5 protein-coding genes are annotated in these 3,554 nt (G+C 44.4%); 1 reads left to right on the top strand and 4 read right to left on the bottom strand.

What is annotated here, in order from left to right; genetic code table 11:
* Nucleotides 1-388: 388 nt before the first annotated feature.
* Entirely contained in the window at nt 389-667 is a 279-nt protein-coding gene (locus tag BLR65_RS30310) for a hypothetical protein (protein WP_176772835.1), read from the bottom strand.
* Nucleotides 642-2,162 (bottom strand): MFS transporter, encoded by a 1,521-nt coding sequence (locus BLR65_RS28660; RefSeq protein ID WP_093798231.1) that lies wholly within the window; start codon nt 2,160-2,162, stop codon nt 642-644. The genes BLR65_RS30310 and BLR65_RS28660 overlap by 26 nt, the downstream gene beginning before the upstream one ends.
* 93 nt (nt 2,163-2,255) lie before the next feature.
* On the opposite strand from BLR65_RS28660, the gene BLR65_RS28655 reads away from it, so the two are divergent.
* Nucleotides 2,256-2,669, top strand: coding sequence for a MerR family transcriptional regulator (locus tag BLR65_RS28655; RefSeq protein WP_093798229.1), 414 nt, complete (start codon nt 2,256-2,258; stop codon nt 2,667-2,669).
* A gap of 312 nt (nt 2,670-2,981) precedes the next feature.
* Here the strand turns inward: BLR65_RS28655 and BLR65_RS28650 are convergent, their stop codons facing one another.
* Entirely contained in the window at nt 2,982-3,170 is a 189-nt protein-coding gene (locus BLR65_RS28650) for an SHOCT domain-containing protein (RefSeq protein WP_211285259.1), read from the bottom strand.
* A gap of 58 nt (nt 3,171-3,228) precedes the next feature.
* Nucleotides 3,229-3,450 carry an ATP-binding protein gene (locus tag BLR65_RS31970; RefSeq protein ID WP_143122708.1) on the bottom strand — a complete coding sequence of 74 codons (222 nt, stop codon included), beginning with the start codon at nt 3,448-3,450 and terminating at the stop codon, nt 3,229-3,231.
* Nucleotides 3,451-3,554 lie beyond the last annotated feature (104 nt).

Raw genomic sequence — 3,554 nt, 5'->3', positions numbered from 1 at the left:
TTGCCTAAGACTGTAGGCCTATTTTGTTATACCTTTTTTTTAGCTTCGGGGACTCTGTTGTTTTCACAATAACCCGTCCCCGTAAGGCGTTAGGCGAGTGAAAGGAGCTTTCGAGCCTTGCTCCCTTGCCCAGACTAACAAATGGCCGCCTGGCAGGATACGGTTCTAAGCCAAATCATTCGAAGATAACCTGACTCCATCAGTATGTGGCGGGCTATACCAGCTAATTTAGCAACTAACCTATTCACCGTCGCAACTGCTTCCCTTCGCATCTCGCGCCTTTATGCCCACCATATCGATGCATATAGCTCTATCGTTGAACTTTTCCTTCAACATTTCAATGAATATACCGCGTCCTTCATACTCCCTGTCGTCTAACCAATTTGTATTAACGCCGCAAGTAGGTGAACCGTTTGACAATTTGGTAACCGTGTTTCATATACTCCTCCGATTGCTCTCCCCGCATTAGCTTGGCGACTTTAGTATCTTCCGACTCAACAGTGCAGCTAGCATTCACATCGACTTCCCTGTTAAGGCCTAAACAAAGGAGTTCGGGGCATGGCATCTGAATTATCCCGATGCCCGCATCCAACAAAATTTGGGTTACTTCTTTGATTGCGCCAGAGTAGTGAGCGCAGGCATTATGAATTAGCTTCGGGTGTATCACATTGCCAATCTGTAAACCAAATAAAAGCGACAATAATGATTGTGACGATGCCGCCGACAAGCATGGCAGCATGGAGACCACAACAAAAGGCACGTCTATACATATCTTCCAATATGCCCGAGGCTAAGGATACTTTAGTAACAACAGGGATACCTTGATGATTTACTAAATTCCCAGCAATGGATCTACTTAAGAAAGCCGGCACATTGACCTGTTCTAAGTATTTACTTAACGTTGCTATAGATCTCGCAGCGAAAAGAATGCCCATTACTGCAATACCCAATGTTGCTCCAGTCTGACGTGTTGCGTTGACTGTAGCCGAAGCCATGCCGGAACGTTCCCTTGGCACGGCAGCAAGCGCTGCAGAATTTGTTGCAGGTAGTGCTAACCCCATGCCTATGCCGATCACTATGAAAATAATGGCGACAAATATGTAGCTCGTATTTGGTTCAAAAAAATACATTCCCAGAAGGCCAATGCCGCAAAGAAGGTAACCGAACAACATTGGTTGACGTGGACCATAGCGTCCGGTAAGCCATCCGGAGATAACTGAAAATAACGCAACCGTTCCACAAAAAGGAACAAGCCTCATACCGGCAGAGGATGCCGAATATCCGTGTACTTGTTGAAGATACAACGAAAGAAAAAAATAGGCTGCAAGTACTCCGAAGCCTAGTACGAAAGAAGCGGCATTTGTGACTGCAAATCGTCTATCTGTGAATATTCGAATTGGCAGCATGGGTTGAGAGCTGGCTAATTCGACTTTTACAAATGCCAAAAAAGCGATAATGGACACACATAGGAGAATGAGAATGAAGAGTGACATCCACCCCAGTGTTCTCCCCATAATCAATGCATATGTTAAAGACCCTAGCCAGATGATTCCAAGCAACTGTCCCCATGGGTCGAGAGAGGTATAGGACGGGTCTTTAGATTCCGGTATTGCCCAAATACCCAAAAGAAAAACGGCAATACCTAGGGGCAGATTGATTAAAAAAATGCTATTCCAGCCGACCTCATCTACTAATATTCCGCCCAGAACAGGACCTGCAACCGTTGCTAAACTATTAATTGTACTCCACCAGCCAATGATCTGGGCGCGCTGTGAGCGATCAATAAAAGCTTGGGCAAGAATCGACAGCGAGCCCGGCACTAAAAACGCCGCCCCTATTCCCTGGATGATGCGGCCGCTAACCAACATTGCCAACCAAGAGGACCAGGCACATATTGCTGACCCGATCGTGAAAACAGCTACCCCCAGGAGCCATAATCGTTTACGACCATAACGGTCACCCATGGTCCCACCGGATAGCATTAATATGGCTAAGCATATGGCATATGCATTCACGACCCATTGCAGCCCTTCCATACTAGTTTTAAGGTCGCTTTGTATTGCTGGTAAACTAACGTTAACAATGGTCATATCGAGAAACCCGATAAATGTTCCTAGAAATACAGCAATTACTAACCAAAATTTCTTACTGTTCATAAGCATACTTGCACCTCCAGAGCCAAATTTTAAGTTCTGGATTATTATATAAGTTCAAGTTAACTTGAAGTCAATGGTAAAATGAAATAAAATATAATTATGGACGAGAAATTATTTAGCATTGGTCAAGTAGCAAAAAGTTTTGGAATTCATACTTCCACTCTACGCTACTATGAAGAAGTGGGAGTGCTGAAGCCAGCGGTACGTCGTTCAGGGCGTCGGTATTATGGCATGCCTGAATTGGAGCGTCTTACGCTCATTCAGATGCTGCAAAGCAACGATCTTAGTCTGAATGAAATTTTTCATTTGCTTACATATCCAACAGAGTTAATAAATTGGCGAGAAGTTTTGAATGAACATATTGCGAAATTGGAGAAACAAATTCGCTCTGCCGTGGCAGCAAAGTCTTATTTAGAATATTTGTTGACTTGTCCGAGTAAAAATGTATTTGATGGATGTCCATATCTTTACCGCGAAATTCAACGTCGTCTAGCAACTCATATACCTGATTAACCTCGTAAAAAAATTATTATCAGTTTATTCCTAAAGTGAAAAATTCATATGTTATTTCAATTTCACCCCCAATAATCCGAATAATCATATAACCATTTTTTGTAACCGGACCATTCCTTATTCCGCTAAGCGGCGGTAGAGATTGCTACCACGAGAATACGCCGCCTGCGCCCGTTGCGGAGCGGGCTTGCGGGGGGTTGATTGACCCGTAACTCATAGTGTATTCCTGAAAAAGAAAACCGGGCCCGTGGCCCGGTATGGAAAACGTTAATAATGTAATCGCTATTGCTAATCCGCTACATGAAACAATGACTATAATAAATCCTGTTTCATCTGTTCAAAGTCTTCCCGGCCGATTTCACCTTTGGCATAACGTTCTTTTAAAATTTCTATGGCCGTCCGCGATGTCCCCGTCAGCCGGTTTTCTTGGCTTGTCTGGATGAGCTTGCGCACCAGGATAAAGCCACCCCACAAAATAAGGCCCCAAAATATAAGCATCATTACCATTCCACCCCCGAACCAGCCTCCGCCTCCGGGACCGCCAAACCATGTACACATGTTATTTCACCTCTTGTCTATTGTTTTTTTTCAACCGAAAACCGTATCCACAGGCACTAGCTACGTCTGCCGTCGCCTCGTGTAATTTGATAATCTGTCTGGCAATGGCCAGCCCCATTCCGTGCCCCGCTGGTACGGAATTTATCTTTATAAAAACGCTCAGCAGGTCCTCCTCGGCAATGCCCGTACCCGTATCGGGCCAGCACGGCGGCTTTATCTTCAATCGTCAGGCAGGTAGTAATTTTAGTATAGACGATCGTTATGGCTAAAATGAGTCTAAATTCGGAACAAACTAGGAACTTTGCAGAATAATATTGTTTATCGCCG

Origin of the sequence: Sporomusa acidovorans (assembly GCF_900101845.1) — a bacterium.
GTDB lineage: Bacteria > Bacillota > Negativicutes > Sporomusales > Sporomusaceae > Sporomusa > Sporomusa acidovorans.
This window is presented reverse-complemented; position numbering and strand designations above follow the sequence as displayed.

Bases quoted from the DNA above. Each gene is read 5' to 3' on its own strand.
- BLR65_RS28660 (WP_093798231.1), bottom strand. From the start codon at position 2,162: ATGCTTATGAACAGTAAGAAATTTTGGTTAGTAATTGCTGTATTTCTA.
- BLR65_RS28655 (WP_093798229.1), top strand. From the start codon at position 2,256: ATGGACGAGAAATTATTTAGCATTGGTCAAGTAGCAAAAAGTTTTGGA.
- BLR65_RS28650 (WP_211285259.1), bottom strand. From the start codon at position 3,170: ATGATGCTTATATTTTGGGGCCTTATTTTGTGGGGTGGCTTTATCCTG.